Source organism: Rhizobium sp. RU20A, from assembly GCF_900155885.1.
Classification (GTDB): domain Bacteria; phylum Pseudomonadota; class Alphaproteobacteria; order Rhizobiales; family Rhizobiaceae; genus RU20A.
The window spans coordinates 1005587-1028180 of sequence record NZ_FTMB01000001.1; the positions used below are offsets into that span (position 1 = coordinate 1005587).

The 22594-nt window shown below is 63.6% G+C and carries 24 protein-coding genes and 1 tRNA gene; 12 read left to right on the top strand and 13 right to left on the bottom strand.

The window, feature by feature from the left end; all coding sequences use genetic code 11:
* Positions 1-76: 76 nt before the first annotated feature.
* The 3 genes from F3H41_RS04885 to F3H41_RS04895 all read left to right on the top strand — a co-directional run bounded on the left by F3H41_RS04885 (position 77) and on the right by F3H41_RS04895 (position 1986).
* Positions 77-304, top strand: coding sequence for a hypothetical protein (locus F3H41_RS04885; RefSeq protein WP_149737415.1), 228 nt, complete (start codon positions 77-79; stop codon positions 302-304).
* Between the two features lie 91 nt (positions 305-395).
* Positions 396-617, top strand: coding sequence for a hypothetical protein (locus tag F3H41_RS04890; protein WP_149737417.1), 222 nt, complete (start codon positions 396-398; stop codon positions 615-617).
* 364 nt (positions 618-981) lie between these two features.
* Positions 982-1986 (top strand): GlxA family transcriptional regulator, encoded by a 1005-nt coding sequence (locus F3H41_RS04895; protein WP_149737419.1) that lies wholly within the window; start codon positions 982-984, stop codon positions 1984-1986.
* Between the two features lie 76 nt (positions 1987-2062).
* On the opposite strand, the gene F3H41_RS04900 is transcribed toward F3H41_RS04895, so the two are convergent.
* The 5 genes from F3H41_RS04900 to F3H41_RS04920 all read right to left on the bottom strand — a co-directional run bounded on the left by F3H41_RS04900 (position 2063) and on the right by F3H41_RS04920 (position 7162).
* Positions 2063-2896 (bottom strand): response regulator, encoded by an 834-nt coding sequence (locus F3H41_RS04900; RefSeq protein ID WP_149737420.1) that lies wholly within the window; start codon positions 2894-2896, stop codon positions 2063-2065.
* Between the two features lie 70 nt (positions 2897-2966).
* Positions 2967-3230 carry a hypothetical protein gene (locus tag F3H41_RS04905; protein ID WP_149737421.1) on the bottom strand — a complete coding sequence of 88 codons (264 nt, stop codon included), beginning with the start codon at positions 3228-3230 and terminating at the stop codon, positions 2967-2969.
* Between the two features lie 230 nt (positions 3231-3460).
* Entirely contained in the window at positions 3461-6019 is a 2559-nt protein-coding gene (locus F3H41_RS04910) for a mechanosensitive ion channel family protein (RefSeq protein ID WP_149738222.1), read from the bottom strand.
* A gap of 53 nt (positions 6020-6072) precedes the next feature.
* Entirely contained in the window at positions 6073-6627 is a 555-nt protein-coding gene (locus F3H41_RS04915) for a DUF924 family protein (protein WP_149737422.1), read from the bottom strand.
* 187 nt (positions 6628-6814) lie between these two features.
* Complete coding sequence (locus tag F3H41_RS04920; protein WP_149737424.1) at positions 6815-7162, bottom strand: hypothetical protein; 348 nt, start codon at positions 7160-7162, stop codon at positions 6815-6817.
* Between the two features lie 165 nt (positions 7163-7327).
* Here F3H41_RS04920 and F3H41_RS04925 point away from each other — a divergent pair, with 165 nt between their 5' ends.
* The 7 genes from F3H41_RS04925 (at position 7328) to F3H41_RS04955 (ending at position 12322) form a co-directional block, all read left to right on the top strand.
* On the top strand, positions 7328-7603 hold the full coding sequence (locus F3H41_RS04925) for a hypothetical protein (RefSeq protein WP_149737425.1): 276 nt from the start codon (positions 7328-7330) through the stop codon (positions 7601-7603).
* A gap of 127 nt (positions 7604-7730) precedes the next feature.
* Positions 7731-8180, top strand: a complete 450-nt coding sequence (locus F3H41_RS04930) for an Rrf2 family transcriptional regulator (protein ID WP_149737427.1) — start codon at positions 7731-7733, stop codon at positions 8178-8180.
* 100 nt (positions 8181-8280) lie between these two features.
* Positions 8281-9306, top strand: coding sequence for a sulfate ABC transporter substrate-binding protein (locus F3H41_RS04935; protein WP_149737429.1), 1026 nt, complete (start codon positions 8281-8283; stop codon positions 9304-9306).
* A 3-nt stretch (positions 9307-9309) separates the two neighbouring features.
* Positions 9310-10170, top strand: coding sequence for a sulfate ABC transporter permease subunit CysT (gene cysT, locus F3H41_RS04940; protein ID WP_149737430.1), 861 nt, complete (start codon positions 9310-9312; stop codon positions 10168-10170).
* A complete protein-coding gene (gene cysW, locus F3H41_RS04945; protein ID WP_149737432.1) occupies positions 10160-11026 on the top strand; it encodes a sulfate ABC transporter permease subunit CysW in 867 nt (288 codons plus the stop codon). Before cysT ends, cysW begins: the two co-directional genes overlap by 11 nt.
* Positions 11027-11039: 13 nt before the next feature.
* On the top strand, positions 11040-12074 hold the full coding sequence (locus F3H41_RS04950; protein WP_149737434.1) for a sulfate/molybdate ABC transporter ATP-binding protein: 1035 nt from the start codon (positions 11040-11042) through the stop codon (positions 12072-12074).
* A 172-nt stretch (positions 12075-12246) separates the two neighbouring features.
* Positions 12247-12322 (top strand) — tRNA-Lys (locus F3H41_RS04955).
* Between the two features lie 310 nt (positions 12323-12632).
* Here the strand turns inward: F3H41_RS04955 and F3H41_RS04960 are convergent.
* Genes F3H41_RS04960 through F3H41_RS04970 form a run of 3 tightly spaced genes read right to left on the bottom strand, consistent with a single transcriptional unit; the run spans position 12633 to position 15428 of the window.
* Complete coding sequence (locus F3H41_RS04960) at positions 12633-13544, bottom strand: PhzF family phenazine biosynthesis protein (protein ID WP_149737436.1); 912 nt, start codon at positions 13542-13544, stop codon at positions 12633-12635.
* A 31-nt stretch (positions 13545-13575) separates the two neighbouring features.
* Positions 13576-14322 (bottom strand): NUDIX hydrolase, encoded by a 747-nt coding sequence (locus tag F3H41_RS04965; protein ID WP_149737437.1) that lies wholly within the window; start codon positions 14320-14322, stop codon positions 13576-13578.
* Positions 14322-15428 (bottom strand): endonuclease/exonuclease/phosphatase family protein, encoded by a 1107-nt coding sequence (locus tag F3H41_RS04970; protein WP_149737439.1) that lies wholly within the window; start codon positions 15426-15428, stop codon positions 14322-14324. The genes F3H41_RS04965 and F3H41_RS04970 overlap by 1 nt, the downstream gene beginning before the upstream one ends.
* 186 nt (positions 15429-15614) lie before the next feature.
* Between F3H41_RS04970 and F3H41_RS04975 the strand changes: the two genes are divergently transcribed.
* Both F3H41_RS04975 and F3H41_RS04980 read left to right on the top strand, forming a co-directional pair.
* A complete protein-coding gene (locus tag F3H41_RS04975; RefSeq protein ID WP_149737441.1) occupies positions 15615-15998 on the top strand; it encodes a DUF4189 domain-containing protein in 384 nt (127 codons plus the stop codon).
* 174 nt (positions 15999-16172) lie between these two features.
* Positions 16173-18074, top strand: a complete 1902-nt coding sequence (locus tag F3H41_RS04980; protein ID WP_149737442.1) for a hypothetical protein — start codon at positions 16173-16175, stop codon at positions 18072-18074.
* A gap of 312 nt (positions 18075-18386) precedes the next feature.
* On the opposite strand, the gene F3H41_RS04985 is transcribed toward F3H41_RS04980, so the two are convergent.
* From F3H41_RS04985 to F3H41_RS05005, 5 genes are all read right to left on the bottom strand, one after another.
* A complete protein-coding gene (locus F3H41_RS04985; protein WP_149737444.1) occupies positions 18387-19613 on the bottom strand; it encodes a PLP-dependent aminotransferase family protein in 1227 nt (408 codons plus the stop codon).
* Positions 19614-19757: 144 nt separating this feature from the next.
* Positions 19758-20054 carry a helix-turn-helix domain-containing protein gene (locus F3H41_RS04990; RefSeq protein ID WP_149737445.1) on the bottom strand — a complete coding sequence of 99 codons (297 nt, stop codon included), beginning with the start codon at positions 20052-20054 and terminating at the stop codon, positions 19758-19760.
* On the bottom strand, positions 20051-20203 hold the full coding sequence (locus F3H41_RS21410) for a hypothetical protein (protein ID WP_244616074.1): 153 nt from the start codon (positions 20201-20203) through the stop codon (positions 20051-20053). Before F3H41_RS21410 ends, F3H41_RS04990 begins: the two co-directional genes overlap by 4 nt.
* A 529-nt stretch (positions 20204-20732) precedes the next feature.
* Positions 20733-21752: a ketol-acid reductoisomerase gene (gene ilvC / locus F3H41_RS05000; RefSeq protein WP_149737446.1), complete on the bottom strand. Its 1020-nt coding sequence runs from the start codon at positions 21750-21752 to the stop codon at positions 20733-20735.
* 49 nt (positions 21753-21801) lie between these two features.
* Entirely contained in the window at positions 21802-22452 is a 651-nt protein-coding gene (locus tag F3H41_RS05005; RefSeq protein ID WP_244616075.1) for a TetR/AcrR family transcriptional regulator C-terminal domain-containing protein, read from the bottom strand.
* Positions 22453-22594: the final 142 nt, after the last annotated feature.

A 22594-nucleotide genomic window follows, 5' to 3' on the forward strand; every position in this document is an offset into this window, starting at 1 on the left:
AAGTCAATTCGGCGCGACACTCTTCCTCGATCAGACGACATAAGCGTTCCGATCACGCAACGAAAGGAGACCGATCATGCACACCATCGCCTGCGAAGCGCCAAAGCCACCAAGCCTTCTGGCCGACATGGTCACGCGGTTGAAAACAGCATGGCGGCAGCGCGACCGGCGCCGCGAACTCAAGCAAGCCCTGCAGCAAATCGAAGCCCTGCCCCCGTACCTCCAACACGACATCGGCTGGCCGGAGATGCGCGAGACGCGCCTGGCGCGACACGCGGCGGGACGGCGGCATTACGATCAATAATTCTGATTCAATCCAGAAAAAGCATTCATTGGACTGATGAATGCACGCCCAGCATAGTTTGCATGCCACCCGCCATGAAAGGAGATCATCCATGGCCCTCGACCTCTTCGACCAATCCCTGCTGTCTCGCCCCCCGCAGCTTTCGATCACCAGTATCGCCCGTCCCGTCCGGCGGCTTGTGACAGGCGTTACACGTCTTCTGAGCGCCTATCGTCGCCATCGCGACCTGCGCGCCTTCGAGGGACTTCCGCATGACATGCTGAAGGACATCGGGTACCGCTCTGCCCACCGCAACGACAAGGGTACGGAATGACACGACCGCAGACCTCGCCAGACCATGACGGTCCAGCAACCATGTGACGGGCACCTTGGAAACGAGGTGCCCGTTTTTCGTTCAGCCTGCACTGCAAAGTCGCAAATGGGTCAACGAACCCGATCACCCGTACAGCGTGTCATCCGACACGGAAAGAGCGTGTCCGTTCCACCAATTTGTCCGTCTGCGTCACCCACTCGGGACCTGAGAGCGCAAACGCGACACAATTCTATGCATGAGATTGCACAAAACAGCCCTGTGTGCGCTGCACCCGTCGCCGCGCTTCGCAAGAATGTCGCAAAATGGAAAGCAGTTTTCCGCTACACAAGGCGCAATGCGTGAAAAAGCACCGGGGAACGAACGCATGTCAAAGCCACTGTCGAAGAAGCGCTCTCTCGTTTTCTTTCTTGTACCGAATTTCTCGATGCTGCCCTTTTCCGCGGCGATCGAGACCCTGCGCATTGCCAACCGTATGCTGGGCTATGAAGCCTACACATGGCGCCTCGCCTCGACGGATGGCGACAAGGTCCTTTCCTCCAGTGGCATCGGCATCGAGGCCAACACGTCGCTCGCGGACGAGCGCAAGCTGCTTGGCGGCGAAAACCGGCCCTCGATGGTGCTGGTCTGTTCCGGCATCTATGTCGAGGATTTCTACAACAAGTCCGTCAATGCCTGGCTGCGTGAGACCTACAATCGCGGCATCGCAGTCGGGAGCCTGTGCACCGGCGCGCACGTCCTTGCCTCGGCAGGCCTTCTGAATGGCAAGCGCTGCGCGATCCACTGGGAGAACCTGCCGGGCTTTTCCGAGGCGTTCCCGCAGGCGGAGGTCTATGCCGACCTCTACGAGGTCGACAGCAACATCTACACCTGCGCCGGTGGCACGGCCTCGCTGGACATGATCCTCAACCTGATCGACCAGGATTTCGGCGAGAACCTCGTCAACCGCGTGTGCGAACAGGCCCTGACCGACCGCGTGCGCGGCTCGCATGACCGCCAGCGCCTGCCGCTGCGCGCCCGTCTCGGCGTCCAGAATTCCAAGGTTCTGTCGATCATCGAGCTGATGGAAAGCAATCTCGCCGAGCCGCTGTCCCTCTTGGAGATAGCGGACGCCGCCGATCTCTCGCGTCGCCAGATCGAGCGCCTGTTCCGCCAGGAAATGGGTCGGTCGCCGGCCCGCTACTACCTCGAGATCCGCCTCGACCGCGCCCGCCACCTGCTGGTTCAGTCCGCCATGCCGGTGGTGGAAGTCGCCGTTGCCTGCGGCTTCGTCTCCGCCTCGCATTTCTCGAAGTGCTACCGTGAACTCTACAATCGCTCGCCCCAGCAGGAGCGCGCCGACCGCAAGCTGACGCTGCAGGCCGTGCGCTGACCGCGAGGCAAAGGACCAACAGAAACCCCGCCGGACGGTCCGGCGGGGTTTTCATGTCAGGCAACAGACAACAGCCTCAGGCGACGGCCTTGATGCGCTCGGCCAGCGAGCGGATCTTCATCAGCGTGTCGAGGTTCTGGTTGACACGGCAGTAGAATTCCTCGTTGACGAAGGGGCGCATGACGAAGTCGTTGCCGCCGGCCTTCAGAAAGCGGGCCGAGAGCAGCCGGTCGCTGGACGAGGAAACGCCGATGATGCGCAGCTGATCAACGCTGTAGCCGGAGCGGATGCGCCGCGTCAGCTCGAAGCCGTCGATTTCCGGCATGTTGTAGTCGGTGATGACGAGTTCGATATCCGGGTTCTTCTTGAGAACCTCCAGCGCCACGGCGCCGTTTTCGGCCACGCTGGTCTTGAAGTTGTAGCGCTTCAGCTGCGTCGTCAGGATGGCGCGAGCCGTCGGGCTGTCATCGACGACGAGCACATGGTGGCGGTGATTGGTGAGGAAACGGCAGACGGATTCCGCCAGCATGTCGACGGCCAGGACGCTGTCCTTCAGCACGTAGTCGACCAGTTCCTTCGCGATGATCTCGGCGCGGATGCTTTCCTGGAACGTGCCGGTGAACACCACCGTCGGAACGCTCATCTCGATGAGATAGTTGAGCGCTTCGCCATTTTCGGCGCCGGGCAGGTTGATGTTGGTGATCGCCAGCGATGCCGGGAAGCTGGCATTTTCGATCGCGAACTGCAGGTCGTCGAAGTCGCGGCAGACAATCACGTCGATGTCGAAAAGCTCCTTCAGGCGCTTCGAGACCATGGAGGAGAAGAGATTGGAATCCTCGGCCAGCACGATGCGGTGCTGATTGAGCGATTCGCCGGAATAGACCATTCCGGATAGACCAAAAAACGACATGAAACCTGTCCCCGTGAATTCCCCGAGGACAGGCTAGCGACAAAGCTTTTCGCTCCGGTTAATGCAATTGTCACTTGATTATGGCAGAACCGTTAACGATTTCCACGGTTTCGCCGCCTTCGAGACCGATCCTGTCGCCGCTCGGCGTGGTGATGAAGCAACCGGACGGGCAGACCTGCTCGGACGAACCGGCGGCGATCGCGACTTCCATCCGGCTTTCGCCTTCGACCACCACCAAGACGGCCGTGTCCGCATCCTTGTTGGTGATGGTCGCAGCCTTGGCAAATCCCGCAACGGCAAGCGCGGCAACGAAAACGGTGGCAATTTTCAGCATGACCCATCGACGCGGTGCGTCGCCCCTTCGGCCGGCCCCGCCCTCGGCGCGATTGCGTCGGGTCGTGCGCGGCGCTTCCACCGAAGAGTGTAGGTGCTCCCGGAAGGAATTGCACCCTCTTTACCGCCGCATGGCTGAATGATGGCTGAATGATGCCACGAAGGCGGCGGCGCGGTCGCGCCAACCGGCCGCCGTGCATGCGGGCGAGAGCCGTGAGGCCAGCCGGTCTCCTAGCGGGTCCCCGGCGCCTTCTGCCAGGGCAGCGTCACTGGCGCCTGCGTTACCGGCGGCATACTGGAAACCGGCTGCACTGCGGCGGACGCGGCCGGTGCGGGCGCCACGCTTGTCGTAGCGGCATCGGCATCGGCGACGACATCCTCAACCGCAAAAGGCTTGGCGATCCCCTCCTCACGGAACCGTTCGAAGATCTGCAGGCGAATATCGTTGCGCACGCCGATCGAGCTAACGATGTCGGCGAGGAAGACGCGGACCTCGAAAGTCATGCGCTCGTCACCGAACCCCGCGAAAACCGTCATCGGCGCCGGGTTTTTCAGCACTTGCGGCTGCTTGTCGGCGATGTCGGCAAGGATTTCGAGAATCCGGCGCGGATTGGCGTCATAGCCCACGGTGACGGCGATATCCGCGCGGCCCAGCCGGTTGCGGTGCGTCCAGTTCCCGACAGGCGCGTTGATGAACAGCGAATTCGGCACCATGATCGACTGGCGCTGGAACGTCTCGATCTCCGTTGCACGCACGGAAATGCGCTTGACGAAGCCTTCCGTCGTCCCCGTCGTCACCCAGTCACCCACCTTGAAGGGACGTTCAACGAGGAGGATGAGGCCCGAGACGAAATTGGAGACGATGTTCTGCAGGCCGAAACCGACGCCGAGCGAGAGGGCGCCGGCGACCAGCGCAAGGCTCGACAGGTCGATGCCGGCCGCCGAGATGGCGACGAGACCGGCAAGCCCGACCCCGAGATAACCGACCCCGGTCCGCACGGAGTTGCGCACGCCCGTATCGACGCGGCTCAACGCCATCACGCTGCTGTCCAGCCAGCGCTGGAACCAGCGCGTGATGCTGTAGCCGATCGCAAAGAACAGGAGGCCGGCAAGGATCCCGGCCAGTGAGATTGTGATGTTGCCGATCCGGATATCCGTCACGATCCGGTAGGCCCAGGACTGGATATCGGCAATCTGGAAGCCCCACTGCAGGAAGAGCAGCGGCACGAAAATGCTGATGACCAGCGCATAGGTGCCAAGGCTGGCCGCAAGCCCGATCTGGTCGAGCGCGACGGCGCTCAGCCCGAAGCGCTTTTCAAGACGGCTGCCGATGGCCGTATCGGCAAAGGCGCCCTGCCGCGACAGCTCACGCCCCGCCAGCATGCCGATATAGATGACGACCGCGATCGCGCCGGTGATCGTGATCTGCGTGGCAATGAAGCGGGCAAGGCCGACATAGCCCGTCAAGGCGGCGGCGATCAGCGCAATACCGATCAGGAAAAGCGGCGTCGAGATGTAGCGCGGCCAGCGCCGCGCACGCGCGTTAAGGTCATCGTCCGCCGGCGGCAGCGGCCGCACCATGGAGGCGCCGATGACGACGAGCGCTATGAGGATCGAGGCAAAGAAGCTCTTGACCACCGTCAGCACGACGGGCGAGCCGAAGACCTCGCTGACCTCGGCCAGCAGGTAGTCGACACCGTTGATCAGAACCATGGTGAAGATAATGCCGGTGAGCACACGCGCACCGCTGTCCGACACCGCCACCAGCCGCCAGTGCGGATGGGCGGGCGCCAGAACGGCTTGCGACAGCGCGGTCACGAAGAGCACGGCAACGACCGTCCCGAGAAGGTTCGAGACGAGCGGCGCGATGTCGGACCTGAGCACATTGAAGCCGTCGAGGCACAGGTAGCTCGTCACAGCAAAGGCCGCGACACTCAATGTCGGCAGCATCGTCGACCAGAAGGCGACCGACAACCGGCGGAAATAGCTTGGATGGTCATCCTCGGGATCACGGCGGAATATCGAGGCAAAGAGGCGCTTGCTGCCAGCCAGAAACACCAGCGCCAGACACAGCGACAGGAAGATCGCGCCCAGCAGGGAGACGCGCTTGTAGCTCCAGGAAAAGCTCACCCAGCTTGTCAGGCTGCGCCCCAGCTGCTGCATTTCAACGCTGAACGCGGCAGCGGCGGTCGAGAACATCTCGCCGGAAATCTGCGTCACCCCGAACAGCGCCTTGGAAAACAGCGTGCGCCGTGTCGCAGTGATCGCGTTGGAAAGGCGCGTCGCGCTGACGGAAAGATTCTCGGCCTGGCCTGTCAGCGCGTTGATGTCATTGCGCTCGCTCATCAGGCGCTGGCGTTCTTCCGTGACGGCCGCGGCCTCCGGCGGCTGTCCCTCGGCCGGTGGCTCGCCGAGTTCGCTCAGCCGCCCCTTGATCTCCTCCAGGCGCGGACGGGTTGCCGCCGAGGTCGTCAGAATCTGCCGCGCCAGCGCATCGACCGAGACCTTCAGTTCGGACAGCGCGACATCATCGTCCCTTGCCGCATCGAAGGCGGCTGTGAGCTTTTTCAGCTCGGCGCCCTCCTGCTCCAGTTCGGCGCTCACCTGCGCGCTGCTTTCCGAACGGCTTGCGCCATCACCGGCCGGCGCGGCGCTTGCGGCCGGCGTCTGGTTCTGCGCCGGCTGTTGCAACTGTTTCTGGATCTGCTGGATCTGCTGCAAGGGCGCCGGTTGCGTGGCCGTCTGCGCGCCTGCGGCACCGGTAAAGGCCGCAAGAAACGCCAGGAGCATGAGGCAGCGCGCGAAAAGACCGGCGCGGGCGCGGCAACGGATCATCATCGTTTTCAGAACCCTGCGCCCGGCTGGGCGAGATAGGCGATCTCGGCATCGGTGGAGGTCCGGCCGAGAACGGCATTGCGATGCGGGAATCGGCCGAAGGCGCGGATCACTTCCGCATGGCGGATGGCGTAGTCGAGATAAAGGGGCGTGCCGAGCTCCGAGAACAGCGCGACCGCCGTTTCCTGGTCATTGAGGTTTTCCGAATGCTCGAAGGGAAGATAGGCAAAGGCGCGCCGGTCGGCGGCAATGGCGAGGTGATCGCCCGTCTTGACCAGCGCGCGTGCCTCGGCCAGCGCCAGTCCATCCGTCGCAAAGGCGAGCGCCGTGCCGCGATAGATGTTACGCGGCAACTGGTCGAGCAGGATGATGGTTGCAAGGTGACGGTCCGGCGTTCCGCGCCAGCTGTCCGGCACGCCGCGGGCGACATGAAGATGCGTGGCGGCGAACCGGCGCTCGCACTGCGCATCGAGGGCCGGTGTCGGCTTGAACCACTGTTCGGGCGTCAGTTCCTCGAACCAGAAACCGAGGATTTCTTCAGGCGCGCAGATGCGGTCAGTCATGCTCTCCGGTCTCCTCATGCCATGCGGGGCGGATCAGGTGCGCTGGGCGGTGCGGTTCACAAACTAGCGTCAAAACCCGGGCAGCACAGGCCGCCGCACCGGATTTCAGCATTCGGCGAATAACCGCCGGCAGCGATCCTGTCTACAGCCCCTTCGCATGTCGAAAAGATGACGGCGAACGTACCTGTCAGCGTTGGCGCAGCATGCCGGGAAGCGTGACGCCCTCGGGGCCATAGCGGCGCTCGGCCTCGCGGCAGGTGCGGTCCGTCAGTCCCGCCCGAAGCACCGCGCCCTGACGCGCGCTCGCCAGCGTTTCGATCACCGCATAGTCCTCGGCCCGATCGCCGATGCGGCTGCCGCGCGAGAGCGTGGTGACATTGACGAGATCGACCGCAAGCGCCGGACAAAGCCGCCCGATAGCGACGATATCGGCGATCTTGTCAATGAGATCGGTACGCACATCGGCGCCCCGGCCGGGGCTGGCGGCAAGGAGGCAGAAGGTGACACTCAGGCAGGCAGGAAAGATCCGTCGCATGGCGCGCTCCGTGATGCCTCCCATGACGACGAGTGTTTCACAGATTCGGCCGGAATCAAGCATTATGTTGCAGCGCAGCATTGCGGCAGAGGAACCGTTTCCGGCTGTGGCCTGTAAACGCCCGACAAGTGGCCTAAATAGACTGTCACACTCGTGGAGATCCCTATGAAACGCCGCCTCGTCGCCCCGCTCCTGCTTGCTCTCGTTTCCGCCGGTTGCACGGCAACGAACGGTCCCGGTCTCGAACCGATCCCCGGCAGCATCACCTATAACGGCCAGCCCCGGACCAAGCTGACAAAATCGCCGATCGGCAGCATCGTGCCGCACCAGTTCTTCGACGATCGCGGCCGGCGGGTCCAGGAAACCTACGTGATCGAGCCGGATCGCTCGCTGAAACTTGTCAATCGTCGCGTTCAGCCGGAATTCTTCCCCGAATTTTAGGCGCATCACCGCCCTGACCTGGTATCGCCCTTGCATTTGCGCGCCGTTCCGGCCGAATGTCGGCCCGAAGAGGCGCGGTCCGGTAACGGCCATGCCCTCCCCAGCGTGACCATGCCGACGTGAAACAATGATCTCCCAAAAAGCCAAATATGCCATGCGGGCGCTTGTCGCCCTTGCCCGCGTCGAACCCGGCACCAGCCTGATGATCGGCGAGATTGCCGAAAGCCAGGCGATCCCGAAAAAATTCCTCGAACAGATCCTGCTCGACCTCAAACGCGAGGGCATCGTCACGAGCCGGCGCGGCAAGGCCGGCGGCTATCTCATGATGCGCACGCCCGATGCCGTCAGCTTCGGCGAGGTCCTGCGCCTCATCGACGGGCCACTGGCACCGCTGCCCTGCCTCAGCAAGGTCGCCTATCATCGCTGCGCCGACTGTTCGAACGAATCCGCCTGCGAGATCCGGCATGTCTTTGCGAAAGTGGCAGAGGCGACGCGCGACATTCTGGACGGCACCACGCTCGCTGACAGCTTGACCGCCACGGCCGCCGGGCACACCATTCCCGGATTGGACGCCTGAAAGACAGGACGTTTCCCTGACACGTCCAAAGGAAGGAAATTCCTGCGTTTCGAAACACGACTGAACTGATAGAGTTTAACCACCAACAACGGAGGTGAACATGCAGTCCAGACGCTTCACGCGTATCCTGACGACGGCCCTTCTGGCCAGCACGATTCAGGTCGGCGCCCTCGGCTTCGCATTCGCTGACACGACGATCCTCAACGTTTCCTACGATCCGACCCGCGAACTCTACAAGGACTTCAACGCCGCCTTCGCCGAAAAGTGGACGGCCGACACCGGCGAGACGGTGACGATCCAGACCTCGCATGGCGGCTCCGGCAAGCAGGCCCGCTCGGTCATCGATGGCCTCGAAGCCGACGTGGTGACGCTGGCGCTCGAAGCCGACATCGACGCCATCGCCGAGCAGACCGGCAAGATCCCCGCCGACTGGAAGGGCCGCCTTGCCAACAACAGCGCCCCCTACACCTCCACCATCGTCTTCCTCGTGCGCAAGGGCAATCCGAAGGGCGTCAAGGACTGGGGCGACCTCGTGAAGGAGGGCATCGAGGTCATCACCCCCAATCCGAAAACCTCGGGCGGGGCGCGCTGGAACTTCCTGGCTGCCTGGGCCTGGGCGCGGGAAGCCAATGGCGGCGACGACGCCAAGGCGCAGGAATACGTGACCGAACTCTTCAAGCACGTTCCGGTCCTCGATACCGGCGCGCGCGGGGCCACCACCACCTTCGTCCAGCGCGGCCTTGGCGACGTGCTGCTTGCCTGGGAGAACGAGGCCTATCTGTCGCTGGAAGAACTCGGTCCCGACCAGTTCGAGATCATCACGCCCTCGGTCTCCATCAAGGCCGAGCCGCCGGTGGCGCTCGTCGACGGCAATGTCGATGACAAGGGCACCCGCAAGGTGGCCGAGGCCTATCTCGACTATCTCTATTCGGATGTCGGCCAGAAGATCGCAGCAAAGCATTACTATCGCCCCTTCAAGCCCGAAGCGGCCGATGCGGCGGACATCGCCCGTTTCAAGGACGTAAAGCTCGCGACCATTGACGATTTCGGCGGCTGGAAGGAAGCTCAGCCGAAGTTCTTCGGAGATGGCGGCCTGTTCGACCAGATCTACAAGCCGGGACAGTAAGACTTGACCAGACATCGCACCCAGCGGCGATGGCAGATCAGACAGCCGAGCGTCCTTCCGGGTTTCGGACTGGCGCTCGGCGTCACGCTGTCATGGCTGACCCTCATCGTGCTCATTCCGCTGGCGGGGCTCGTTGCCCGCGCCAGCGGCATTGGCTTGTCCAGTTTCCTTGCCCTTGCGGCCGACCCCCGCGTCATTGCGGCCCTCAAGGTCTCCTTCGGCACGGCCTTCCTCGCCGCTCTCATCAACGTGGTCTTCGGCGTGATCCTTGCCTGGGTGCTGGTGCGCTACCAGTTCTGGGGGCGCCGGATCATCGATGCGATGGTGGACCTGCCCTTTGCGCTTCCGACCGCCGTGGCCGGCATAGCGCTCACTGCCATCTATGCCCCCAACGGCTGGATCGGTGCGCTTCTGGAGCCGCTCGGCCTCAAGGTCGCCTTCACGCCCACGGGCATCGTCATTGCCCTCATCTTCGTCGGCCTGCCCTTCGTGGTGCGCACCGTGCAGCCGATCATGGAAGAAATCGACCGGGAGGTGGAAGAAGCCGCCGCGACGCTTGGCGCCACCCGCTTCCAGACCATCAGCCGCGTGCTGCTGCCGGGTCTTGCACCCGCCGTGCTCACCGGCTTCTCCCTTGCCTTCGCCCGCGGCGTCGGGGAATACGGCTCGGTCATCTTCATCGCCGGCAACCGGCCCTATGTTTCGGAAATCGCGCCGCTCCTGATCGTCATCCGGCTCGAGGAGTTCAACTACGCCGGCGCGACGGCGATCGCCGTCATCATGCTCATCATCTCCTTCGCCATGCTGCTGGTGATCAACAGCATCCAGGCCTGGAGCCGCAGGAGGTATGGTTATGGCGCGTGATGCCGACAGCCTGAACGTTCAAAGCGCGACGACCGAAAGTCCGCTCGCCCGCCGCGCCCTCATCGGCCTGACGCTCGTCTTCCTCCTGCTGGTGCTCGTGCTGCCGCTCATCGCCGTTTTCACGGAAGCGCTGCGCAAGGGCGTGCCGGCCTTCTTCGAGGCGCTGGGCGATGCCGAAACCTTTTCGGCGATCCGCCTTACCCTCATCGTCGCCGGCATCGCCGTGCCGCTCAATCTCGTCTTCGGCATTGCAGCCTCCTGGGCCATCGCCAAGTTCGAGTTCAAGGGCAAGGCCTTCCTGACGACGCTGATCGACCTGCCCTTCTCCGTCTCGCCCGTCATCTCCGGTCTGGTCTTCGTGCTGCTCTTCGGCTCCCACAGCGTGCTGGGGCCGATCCTGAAGAGCTACAACATCCAGATCCTCTTTGCCGTGCCGGGGCTGGTGCTCGCTACAGTCTTCGTCACCTTCCCCTTCGTCGCCCGCGAACTCATCCCGCTGATGCAGGAACAGGGCACGGCGGATGAAGAGGCGGCGCTCTCGCTCGGCGCCTCCGGCTGGCAGACCTTTCTCTACGTGACGCTGCCCAACATCAAATGGGGCCTGCTTTACGGGGTGCTGCTGTGCAACGCCCGCGCCATGGGCGAGTTCGGTGCCGTCTCGGTGGTCTCCGGCCATATTCGCGGCATGACCAACACCATGCCGCTGCAGGTCGAGATCCTCTACAACGAATATAATTTCGTAGCCGCCTTCGCGGTTGCGACCCTGCTGGCCCTCCTGGCCCTCGTCACCCTCGTCCTGAAGACGCTGCTGGAACTGCGTTTTTCGGATGCGATCTCCAGCGGCCGCAGGCATTGAAAGGCTTGAATTGATGGAAGTCCGCGTCAAGAACATCGTCAAGGAGTTCGCCCGCTTCCCGGCGTTGGAGAACGTCTCCCTCGACATTCGCTCGGGCGAGCTCATCGCCCTGCTCGGCCCCTCGGGTTCGGGCAAGACCACGCTGCTGCGGCTCATCGCCGGGCTCGAGACCCCGACCACCGGCCAGATCTTCTTTGGCGACGAGGATGCCTCGCAGAAAACCGTGCAGCAGCGCAATATCGGCTTCGTCTTCCAGCACTACGCCCTCTTCCGCCACATGACCGTGCTGGAAAACGTCTCCTTCGGCCTCAAGGTGCGCTCCGGCGACCGCCGCCCGCCGGCCGACGAGATCCGTCGCCGGGCGCTGGAACTGCTCGACCTCGTGCAGCTCTCCGGCCTCGAAACGCGTTATCCGGCCCAGTTGTCCGGCGGCCAGCGCCAGCGCGTGGCGCTCGCCCGTGCCATGGCGGTGGAGCCGAACGTGCTGCTGCTCGACGAGCCCTTTGGCGCTTTGGATGCGCAGGTGCGCCGTGAATTGCGCAAATGGCTGCGCGACATCCACGACCACACCGGCCACACCACCGTCTTCGTGACCCACGACCAGGAAGAGGCGCTGGAACTTGCCGACCGCGTCGTCGTGATGAGCAAGGGCAAGATCGAGCAGGTCGGCACCGCCGACGAGATCTACGACACACCCGCCTCCCCCTTCGTCTACGGCTTCATCGGCGAATCCAATGTGCTGCCGGTGCGCATCGAGGGTGGCGAGATCTGGTTCGAGGACCGCCCCATCGGCGTGAAGGCCGAGGGACATGCGGATGGCGATGGCAGGCTCTACTTCCGCCCGCATGATATCGAGATGCTGGAGGGCTGCGGCGGCTGTCTCGCCGGCATCGTCACGGCCTCGCGCCGCGTTGCCGGCACGCGCCATGTGGAAGTGTCCACGGGCGCCTCCAATGCCAGCGTCGAAATCGAACTACCCATCGATCGCGGCAATGTCGACGGCAGCCGCCTCGCCTTCCGCCCGAAAAAGTGGACCCTGTTCCGCTGAACCCTTGCGACACAGGGGCTGGCGCCCACCGCGCCACCCCCGCCGTCTTTCACCTTTCCACAGGCAGGATGGAAGCCGGCAAAAAGAAATTCAAAAAAATCCGGCGGGGCGCTGGACAAGCCGAAAGAAGCTCTTTATAGCCCCCCTCACACCGCGGCGACGCGGTCCGGATGGGTGATTAGCTCAGTTGGTAGAGCAGCTGACTCTTAATCAGCGGGTCCACGGTTCGAGCCCGTGATCACCCACCAAAAACCAAAGACTTCCCGAAATCAGTTGCTGTTTTGGTCGAACGTTCTGAAGTGTTGTTTCAACGCGCGGAGCGCGGCCAGGCGGGCCTGGTAGGCGCGGCGAATCACGTGGATATAGGTTTCCTGCGGGGACCCTGAGTCGCCCTTGAAGGCTCCTCCCATCCTCACAAATTCTTCTCCGCGACGAAGTCAGACTGCATCATGCCGTCGAGCATGCGTATGATGCAATCGCGCACCTCCGTGAGAGAGCACGAGCCTCGCTTTCATCCGGGGATGCGAAGCGCCCGAGGGGCGCGGGCTGGCAGAACCGTCAGATGAAAAGCTGGCCTTCGGCCACCTTGACGGCGTGGCCACCGATCCGGGCGGCACTGACCTTCGAACGCAGGATATCGACGTGCAGATGCAGATAGGACGCCCGCCCCATCTCCACGCCCTGCTCGATCAAAAAGGCATGGTGCCCGTCCACCGGCTGGTCGAAATGGTTGATCGTGCCGGAAAAGGCAGCGGCGGCGGCGCCGGTTGCCGGGTCTTCTGAAATGCCCATGCCGGGTGCGAACATGCGCGCGTGGAACCGCGCCTGATGATGCCGTCCGCCGCGGCAATAGACGTAGGCGGCGGCAAGCCTGCCATCCGCCATCGGCGCCATGTGCTCCCAGCGGGCCAGATCGAAATCGATCGCGGCGGCGGCCGACAGATCATGCACGGGAATGGTGACGAAGGGCACGCCCGCGCTCCAGAGCATCGGCATATGGTTCTCGAAGCCGATATCCGTGCTCTTGATCGAAAGCGCATCGGCGAGCGCCTGCCGGTCGAAGCTTGCCGGCAGAGCCTCGGCATGGCGCGGCAGATCGAACTCGGCAAAGCTTGGCTGCCCCGCCTCCAGCCGGATCGCGCAGCGCACCGGTCCGACCTCTTCCTCCAGCACCTTTACGAGATCGATCGTCGCTCCGCGATGGGCAGCTTCCGCGAGCGCCACCGCGGTGCCGACCGTCGGATGGCCGGCGAAGGGAAGCTCGTGAACAGGCGTGAAAATGCGCAGCCGCGCGCCATGGGACGGGTGTTCGGGTGCCAGCACGAAGGCGGTTTCCGACAGCGAGAATTCGCTCGCAATCGCCTGCATCTCGTCCGCTGACAGCCCATCGCCATCCAGCACCACCGCCAGCGCGTTTCCCTTGAGCGGTTCTGCGGTGAAGACGTCATAGATGGCGTAGCGGCGGACCATGGGTGGCTCCCTCCAGTGTTTTCCTGTCTTTTCAGGAAGTTTGCCCGCCTTCGAACAGCCAGGCAAGCATGGGCGGCATGAAATGCGCATAGCCATGGCGGGCCGGATCAGCATCGCGGATCGCCACTACGCCGGCAATTTCCGGATCCGCCTCATCGGCGGCATGGGCGCCGATGCGGCCAACGAGCGTCTCGGCATCCTCCGCGAAGCGATAGACGCGGAACAGCGTCACATAGTCGTCGGCGTGCAGCGCATGAAAATCCCCGACGCTGACGGCATCCGCCAGCGAAAGGCCGGTCTCTTCCAGCACCTCGCGGGCCATGTTGAGATCAGCGTCGCAGCGCCCGTCGATGACGTCCTCGGGATCGAGCGAGCCGGCCGCGCAATAGACCTTGCCCGGATTGGCCGTATGCGCACCCATCTTGATCGCGATCACGGCGTTGTCGGCCGATAGCAGCACCGGAATCGAGAAGAGATGCGCCGCCCCGCCCGCAGGCTTCGCCTTGCGCCAGTAAAGCAGCGTGGAAAAGGGCACGACATGGCCGACGGCATGCACGGCGCCCGCAGACAGGGTGATGCGGCTGTGCAGCACCATCTGCCCGTCATACAGGCTGGGATTGGCTGCCACCTCCGCCGCCCAATTGTCGCTGATCTCGGCCGCGTGGCTCAACAGCAGCGGATGCGGGTCGGGCGAAACCGTGAGGTCCAGCCGGTCGAGGCGGAAAATCGTGTTCTCGGCAATGCCATTGGTGATGAGCGCGGGGGAAATGGAAGACATCAAAGGTCCAGTGTTGCAACGACCGGGCAGTGGTCGGAGGCTTTCGGCCGGTCCCAGCCGGTCCGCGGAAAGCGCTCAACCGCCTGCCCTGGCGGAAATAGGGTTCGAAACGGCTGCCCCTGGCGGATGATCTCCGGCACGGCATCGGGATTGCTTCTAGCAAGCGCCTGTGACAGCCAGAGGTAATCGAGCTGGCAAAGATGGCGTTCCTGCGGCCCGCGGCTGTGGAAGAGCGTCCAGCGGTCGATCTCCGGCCGGCGCCGCACGATGTTCTCGGCAAAGCCGTCATGGCTGAAGACGTCGAGCGCGCTTTCGCTCTCGGCCCGCGGCTGGAACGCATAGCCGCCGCGCCGGTCGCCGGTCACATCGATACGATCCTGATAATCGTTCATGTCGCCGGCGATGATAAAGGCCGCCTGTCCGCCGCCTGCGCCAAAACGATCCTCGATGATCCGCCGCACCGCCAGCGCCTCGGCCCGGCGCACCGGCATGGTGGCGCTGCGCCCGTCCAGCCCGTCCCGCGCCGGCCCCATCGATTTGAAATGCACCACATAGAGGGTGAAGGGCCGCCCGCCGACGGTGATGTCGAGCTCGAGACAGTCCCGCTTGAAGATCCGGTCGGAGGGAAGAAGCGAGAGAGCAGCGAGCGCGGGCGTGTGAAGATTAAGATCGGCATAGGTGAGCGCGGCATGGGAGCGCACGTTGGTGCAGACGATCGGCTCGCCGTCGCGCGTCTCCTCGCGCATCAGCACGGCCACATCGATGCCGCGCGTGTCATTGCCCTCGATCAGATATTTGCGCCGGTAGCCGCTACCGACCATCTTGAAGAGGTAGCCGTATTCGAAGGCCTGCAGCCCGGCCATGTCGTCAACTTCCTGGAGGCACAGAATATCGGCATCGCATTCCGCAATTGCCAGCGCCGAGAGCTGACGCGTGTCGTCCGTATGGGCGATCGTGCGCGCTTCTTCGAGCCGCTGATACTCCGCCTCGCTGCGCACCTCGAACAGTCTGAGCACCCGATCCTGCTTCAACTGGTTGCGAAAGCCGCTGAACTCGAAGCGGCTCATCAGGTTCTCGATGTTGAAGGTGGCGATGCGAAGCGACATGGGCGAAGCGAATCCGTTGCGATAACGCGAGACTACACGAATTGACGGATGGAAAACTCTTGTTCACCACGCCGGCATCCGCCCGGAAATGGACGCTTGGTGCTTACGAATAAATCACCGGCAGCGCTCGTTATATCAGCATTGTCTGCCGGATCGAAAACGCTCCGCAACCCAAGGGGAAATCACATGCTGCCTGTCCTTCGTCGCTCGATTTTCGGCCTCGGCTTCGTTCTCGCCTCGCTCGTCTCGGCGGAAGCCGCGCTCGCCGACAGCTTCGGCGCCATCTCCTATTCGCCCGAGACCGGCGCGACCGGCTGGTCGCACTCCTGGGACAACCGCCGCAAGGCCGAGCGCGTCGCGCAGGAAAACTGCTACGCCAATGCCGATGATTGCCGCGTTGCCATCTGGTTCAATAACGCCTGCGGCGCCGTCGCGGTCGGCGACGATGGCGGTTGGGGCTCCGCCTGGGCCTACAACAGCCGCGGTGCCCAGCGCGCCGCCGTCGCCCAGTGCTCGCGCTATTCCGACGGATGCCGCGTCGTACGCTGGCAATGCTCGGGCGCGCGCTGAGAGGACCACCGAGAAGCGGCCGTCCCACCAGAAACGGCCGCCCAATTGCTTTGCCGGCTCATTGCTGAAACGCTGATTCTCTGCGATTTCTTCCGGGAGCGCCGCGTGTTCGCCGAACGCGCAACGGGCGCTCTCAGTCCTTGAGACTGCGCATCGGACAGATAGGTTTGGGGAATGCAAAATAGGGGCAGCCTGGGGGCGCGACTGCGTTACGCCTTCGACAAGAGCATGGCCGGCGGATCAGTGGCGCTGATCGGCTGGCTCGCAATCATTTCATTGATCGTCATCATGATTGCCGCCGCCTTTCTGGCGGTGACGGGCATTGCGCCGGAGGGCGGCGAGCCCGTCGGCTTCATCGAAGGCGCCTGGGAATCGCTGATGCGCACTATGGATGCCGGCACGATGGGCGGCGACATGGGCTGGAGTTTCCGCGGCGTCTCGCTCTTCGTCACGATCGCCGGCATCTTCGTCTTCTCGGCCTTGATCGGCGTTCTCTCCTCCGGTCTCGACAACAAGCTGGACGAGCTGCGCAAGGGCCGCTCCCATGTGCTGGAACGCGACCACACGATCATCCTCAACTGGTCGCCCTCGATCTTTGATGTGATTTCCGAGCTCGTCATCGCCAACAAGAGCCGCCGGCGCCCCTACATCGTCATCCTCGCAGGCAAGGACAAGGTGGAGATGGAGGACGAGATCGCCGACAAGGTGGCCGATCTCGCCAACACGAAGATCATCTGCCGCAACGGCGATCCGACAGACCTTTACGATCTCGGCATCGTCAACCCGCAGACCTCCCGTTCGGTGATCGTGCTCTCGCCGGAGACGGAAGACCCGGATTCGCAGGTGATCAAGTCGGTGCTCGCCATCGTCCACGATCCGAACCGGCGCAAGGAACCCTACCAGATCGCCGCCGAAATCCGCGATGCGCGCAATGCCGAAGTGGCCCGCATCGTCGGTGGAAACGAAGTGCAGCTGGTGCTCGCCGACGAGCTGATTTCGCGCATCGTCGTGCATTCCAGCCGCCAGGCGGGCCTCAGCGCCGTCTATTCCGAACTCCTCGATTTCGACGGCTGCGAGATCTACACGCTGGAGCAGCCGGGCCTCACCGGGAAAAGCTTTGCTGCGGGGGTGATGGGATACGAGACCTGCACGCTGATCGGCGTTCAGGACACGGCCGGCAAGGTGCATCTCAATCCGCACCCGGCCCGCGTCTTCGCCGCCGGCGAAAAGGCCATCATCATCGCCGAGGACGATGCGGCAGTGCGTATGAGCGAGCAGGAAATCCGCCTCACGCGCGAGGCCGTCCGCCCGCCCCAGTCGCGCACGGCCGGCGCCGAACGCACCCTCATCCTCGGCTGGAACCGCCGCGGCCCCATCATCGCCGCCGAACTGTCGCGCTACGTCGCCCCCGGCTCGCTGCTGACGATCGCCGCTGATACGCCCGACATTGCGGCCGATGTCGCCGACATCGAGCGGGCGAACGACAATCTGGCCATCGAACTCAAGCAGATCGACACCAGTGACCGCCGGCAGCTCGATGCGCTGGAGGTTCCGGGCTATGACCATGTCCTTGTGCTAGGCTACAGCGACCACATGGGCGCGCAATCGGCCGACACGCGCACGCTGGTCGTTCTGCTGCAACTGCGCAAGATCGCCGACGCCGCCGGCCGCCATATCAGCGTCGTCAGCGAAATGATCGACGTGCGCAACCGGGATCTGGCCGAAGTGACCCGCGCCGACGACTTCGTGGTCAGCAACAAGCTGGTCAGCCTCATGCTCGCCCAGGCCTCGGAAAACGCCAGCATGTCGGCGATTTTCGACGAGTTGCTGGATGAGGAGGGCTCGGAAATCTACATGCGGCCGATGACCGACTATATCGACATCACCGAGCCCGTGAACTTCTACACGATCTGCCTGTCGGCCCTCAAACGCGGCGAAATCGCCATCGGCTACCGCCGCCAGCGCGCCGGCACCGCAGACCCGCGCGATCTCGCCGGCGTCGTCGTCAATCCGAAGAAGACCGAGAAGATCGCCTACGACGCCGCCGACCGCATCATCGTGCTGGCGCGGGACTAAGCGGGCGGGTGAAGGTGCCGGCGCCGTGCTGCGGCATCCCCTTGTGCCGCTGCCGTATTCCGGCGCGCGCACCTCCCTCTCCGTCGTCCTGGGGCCTGACCCGAGGACCGACGCGCCCCTCTGCAGCCTTGGGGATGGGTTCTCGGCTCGAAGGCCGAGAATGACGGCTGGGAGTGTGTAGCCGGTGCCATCAAGCAAGCGAGAGCCCCACGCTGCACGGCTCCAACCGTGCTCGCCCTCCATCACAGGAATCAAAAAGGGCCTGCGCATCCACGCAGGCCCTCTTCAAAATCCATCAATCCAAAAGCCCGCTCACGCCGCCTTTGGCGCTTCGGCGCGGATCAGTTGTCCCAGGCGCTCCACGCCGCTGTCGATCATCGCGTCGGAGGCACAGGAGAAGGACAGGCGAATCGTGTTCTCGCCCGAACCGTCGGCGAAGAATGCCTTGCCGGGCACGAAGGCGACGCGCACCGTCTCCAGCGCCCGCGCCAGAAGCCGGGCCCCGTCCATGCCCTTGGGCAGCGTCACCCAGACGAACATGCCGCCCTCGGGCTTTGTCCACTCGACACCATCGGGCATATGGGCCTCCAGCGCGGCCAGCATGCGCTTGCGGCGGTGGCCATAGGTGGCGCGGATCTTGCCGAGCTGCTCATCGTAGAGCCGTTCCGCGACCTTGGTGATGACCATCTGGTTGACCGTGGAGGAATGCAGGTCGCCGGCCTGCTTGATGAGGACGAGCTTGCGCACGACTTCGGAATTGGCAACGACCCAGCCGACGCGCAGGCCCGGCGCCAGCGTCTTGGAGAAGGTGCCGCAATAGAAGGTCCGGGTCTTCTCGATGTCGCCGCCATTGCGGGCCAGATCAAGCGCCAGAATCGGCGGCACGCTTTCTCCCTCGTAGCGCAGCGACTGGTAGGCGGCATCCTCGATTACGGGAACGTCAAGCGTCTCGGCAAGATCGAGCAGCCATTCGCGCTCGGCCTTCGTCATGGTGACGCCTGTCGGATTGTGGAATTCGGGAACGCAATAGGCGAACTTGACGCGCCCGCCCTTCTCGCTCGCCGCCTCCGTGTAGGAGGCCGGCTCGCGATTGGAAAGCGGCACCAGCTTGTCGTAATTCGGCTCATAGGCATTGAAGGCGCCAAGCGCACCCATATAGGTCGGCCAGGTCACCAGCGCGGTGTCCTTCGGCGACAGGAAGAGTTTGCCGAGATAATCGAGCAACTGCTGCGAACCGGAGGTGATGAAGACATTCTGCGCCGTGCAGGTGATGCCGATCTTGGCCATGTCCTGAACGATCCAGTCGCGCAGCGGCTTGTAGCCTTCCGAGACCGAATATTGCAGCGCCGCATCGCCCTGCGCGCCCGACAGAACCTCCGAATAGGCCTCCGCCACCTCCGCCTTCGGAAACAGCGCCACATCCGGAATGCCGCCGGCAAAGGAGATGATGTCGGGCTGCTCCAGAAGCTTCAGAAGCTCGCGGATTTCGGACGCTTTCATGCGGCTCGCCCGGGTGGCGAAGATGCTTTCCCAGTTCATGTCGTGTTTCCTCGAAATTTTGTGCCAGACATGACCATGAGTCCGGATTTAAGTCAATAATGCTGACCTAATTTTTGAGATGCGGTTTTGCGGTTTTCGACACCGCATCAGGCGGCGCGGGGAAGATGTTGGAGAACGGCCGTTTCACCCGGCCTGCAAAGCGTCCTGCACGGCCTGAGGCGCACGGTCGATCACCAGGAGATAGGCACGCGTCGGCCCCTCCGGCTGCCGCGCCCCCTGCTCCCAATGGCGCAGCGTCTTGACCGAAAAGCCGAAGCGGCCGGCAAACTCCTCCTGCGTCATCTGCAACCGGGCACGAATGGCCCTCACATCAATGCGATCGGGAACGTTCACCCGGAAGCCATCGGTGGGCCCTTGCCCCCCGGCAAAGGAGGCCGCCTGTTCGAGGCCCCGGCGGATGCTGTCTGCGACAGAGCTCATGATCGTTTCCTTCTGTACGTGTCCACCAGGAGCGTCGTCAGCTGGCGGAATTCGTTGCGGTCCTGCTGGGTGAGATTGGCCCGCTCGTTCTTGGCGTAGGCCGTCAGCGCGAAAAGCGGCATTCCGGCATCGTGGTAGAAGTAGATCACCCTTGCACCGCCCCGTTTGCCGCGTCCCTCCAGCCCCCCAGCGCAGCTTCCGTATTCCTCCCGTACCCTGCACGAGGTCGCCGGCAAGGGGATTATGTGCGAGGTAATCGATCAGCAGGCTGCGCTCCTGCTCGTCCATCAGCCTGCGCGTGGACGAAAGGAATTCAGGGGTTTCAACGACCGTGACGGGCGAAGTCCGTGCCATAAGCGAATCTACCCCAATGGAGTATAGCAGGCAAGCGGGAAGCTTTATCCTTCGACGTTCGATCCTCGGTCTTCAAATGCAAAACGGCCGGAGGACATGCCTCCGGCCGGTGGTTACACTCCTGCACCCGTCGTGCTGGGGCTTGGCCCGAGCACCCGCAAGCCACTGATACGGCTTGCGAAATGGATCATCGGGTCGAGCCCGAGGATAACGGAAGCGGGCTTGGCATGCCGCTAGGTTCACAGCCTTGTCGACGAGCTTGTTCTTGCCGATCCCCGCACCGCCGAAGGCGTGCCAACGAGAGGACCGGGATCGGCAAGCCGCCTAGTTTACAGCCTTGTCGACGAGCTTGTTCTTGCCGATCCAGGGCATCATGCCGCGCAGCTTCGCGCCGACTTCCTCGATCTGGTGGACGTCGTTCATGCGACGGATGCCCTTGAAGCGGGCGGCGCCGGAGCGGTATTCCTGCATCCAGTCGGACGTGAACTTGCCGGTCTGGATGTCGTGCAGCACGCGCTTCATCTCGGCCTTGGTCTCGGCAGTGATGATGCGCGGACCCGTGACGTATTCGCCCCACTCGGCCGTGTTGGAGATCGAGTAGTTCATGTTGGCGATGCCGCCTTCGTAGATCAGGTCGACGATGAGCTTCACTTCGTGCAGGCACTCGAAATAGGCCATTTCCGGGGCGTAGCCGCCTTCGACCAGCGTTTCGAAGCCGGCGCGGATCAGTTCGACGAGACCGCCGCACAGAACGACCTGTTCGCCGAAGAGGTCGGTTTCGCACTCTTCCTTGAAGTTGGTCTCGATGATGCCGGAACGGCCGCCACCAACGCCGCAGGCGTAGGAGAGCGCGAGGTCGAGCGCGTTGCCCGACGCGTTCTGGTGAACGGCAACGAGGCAGGGAACGCCGCCGCCCTTCTGGTATTCGCCGCGAACCGTGTGGCCCGGGCCCTTCGGCGCGATCATGACGACGTCGAGCGCGGCCTTCGGCTCGATGAGGCCAAAGTGGACGTTGAGGCCGTGCGCGAACGCGATCGCTGCGCCGTCACGGATGTTGCCGGCGATTTCGGCCTTGTAGATGTCGGCCTGCAGCTCGTCCGGGGTTGCCATCATCAGGAGGTCAGCCCACTTGGCAGCTTCGGCAACCGTCATCACCTTGAAACCGTCGGCTTCGGCCTTCTTGATCGTCGGCGAACCGGCCTTCAGCGCGATGACGACATTGTTGGAGCCGCTGTCCTTGAGGTTCAGCGCGTGGGCACGGCCCTGCGAACCATAGCCGACGATGGCTACGTTCTTGGCCTTGATGAGGTTCAAATCGGCATCACGATCGTAATAGACGCGCATTGTGGTGTCCTTCCCTTGGCTCGTCGTTTTCCTTCGGAGCAGCCCTCACTCAGGCCGCTGCCGTATCCCTTCCCGTCCCGTAGAGCGTCAGGAAGGCGTCGACCGCCCGCCCCGCCCGCCGGGAAAATTCCGTCTTCATCGGCCCGGCATCCTCGCCGAGCAGCATCCGCAGATGCAGATCCGAGACCACGAGGCCATAGAAACTCTCATAGGCGATCTCGCTCGTCTCGAAGCGCAGGAGACTGGCGCGCCGGCCCGCCTCCATCAGCGCGACCGCGCGGCGACGCACCTGCCGGCGGCCCTGATCCTCCAGCAGCCGGCCGAGCTTGGAGCCCTCGCGGCTTGCCTGCCCGATCGCCAGCCGGTTCAGCGCCAGCGAGACCTCGCCGGAGAGAACGTCGAGCAGATCCTGCGCAAAGCTCACGAGAAGCGCCTTCAGCCGCTCGGCAGACAGGCGACCACCCTCGACCTCGACGCCGCGCACCTTGCTCGCCTGATAGGCGATCATGGCCGACAAGAGACCATCGCGGTCCCCGAACCACTTGTAGAGGCTCTCCTTCGAGCAGTTCGCCGCGCGCGCCAGTCCGGCCGTCGTCAGCGCCTTCTCGCCACCCTCGACCAGCAGGCCAAGGGCCACGTCGAGAACGGCTTCCTGCCGTTCCGAGCGCTCCGGCGCGTCGATGGTTATGGCGGTCTGCAAGGCTTCCTCCTGCGGCGCCGCAGGGCGCCAAAATAAGTACCGTACGGTACGGTTCGCCTTATGGCACCGGCCGGAGCTGCCGTCAAGCGACAAATCGCACCGAAAATGGTGAGAAGACCGCTAGCGACCGCGGACCCATCCC